This is a genomic window from Sphingomonas sp. Leaf339 (assembly GCF_001426195.1).
In the GTDB taxonomy this organism is placed as follows: Bacteria; Pseudomonadota; Alphaproteobacteria; order Sphingomonadales; family Sphingomonadaceae; genus Sphingomonas.
This window is the reverse complement of sequence record NZ_LMRS01000020.1, coordinates 1-1219: the sequence shown is the minus strand read 5'-3', so window position 1 is coordinate 1219 and position 1219 is coordinate 1. Positions and strand designations below refer to the sequence as shown.

The 1219-nt window shown below is 31.3% G+C and carries 1 pseudogene; it reads left to right on the top strand.

Annotated elements, in window-relative coordinates:
* Positions 1-6: 6 nt before the first annotated feature.
* Positions 7-1038 (top strand): annotated as a pseudogene (locus tag ASG67_RS18385) (cbb3-type cytochrome c oxidase subunit I); the annotation flags it as partial.
* Positions 1039-1219 lie beyond the last annotated feature (181 nt).

The window sequence follows — 1219 nt, the reverse complement described above, 5'->3', positions numbered from 1 at the left end:
TTTTGATTATTGCCCCCATCATTATCTTTATTACTAATTTCTAGAATAGTAGAAAGAGGTGCCGGTACCGGATGAACAGTTTATCCACCCTTATCCGCAAACATCGCCCATAGAGGATCATCTGTTGATTTAGCTATTTTCAGATTACATTTAGCTGGGATTTCATCAATTTTAGGTGCAGTAAATTTTATTACTACAGTAATTAATATACGATCCCCTGGAATAACCTTTGATCGAATGCCTTTATTTGTATGATCAGTTGTAATTACAGCACTACTTTTATTACTCTCTTTACCTGTATTAGCCGGTGCTATTACTATACTATTAACTGATCGAAATTTAAATACATCATTCTTTGACCCAGCTGGAGGAGGTGATCCTATTTTATACCAGCATCTATTTTGATTCTTTGGACATCCAGAAGTATATATTTTAATTCTACCTGGATTTGGAATAATTTCTCATATTATTAGACAAGAAAGAGGTAAAAAGGAAACCTTTGGTACTTTAGGAATAATTTATGCTATACTAGCTATTGGATTGCTTGGATTTGTTGTATGAGCTCACCATATATTTACAGTAGGGATAGATGTAGATACTCGTGCTTACTTTACTTCAGCTACAATAATTATTGCCGTTCCTACTGGTATTAAAATTTTTAGATGATTAGCTACATTACATGGTACCCAAATTAACTACTCTCCTTCAATATTATGAGCACTCGGATTTGTATTCTTATTTACAGTTGGGGGTCTAACTGGTGTAGTATTAGCTAATTCTTCTCTTGATATTATTCTTCATGATACTTATTATGTTGTAGCCCATTTTCATTATGTACTATCTATAGGAGCTGTTTTCGCAATTTTAGGAGGATTAACACAATGATTTCCATTGTTTACTGGATTAACCTTGAACGAAAAATTTTTAAAGATTCAGTTTTTTACTATATTTATTGGAGTAAATCTAACATTCTTCCCTCAACATTTTTTAGGATTAGCTGGAATACCTCGACGATATTCAGATTATCCAGATGCATTTATAACATGAAATATGGTTTCATCTATTGGTTCATTTATTTCAATAATTAGAATTTTTTTCTTATTTTTTATTATTTGAGAAGGATTTGTATCTATACGAAAAAGAATTTCTTATATAAATTTTTCATCCTCAATTGAATGGCTTCAAAGTCTTCCACCAGCTGAACATAGTTATTCAGAAT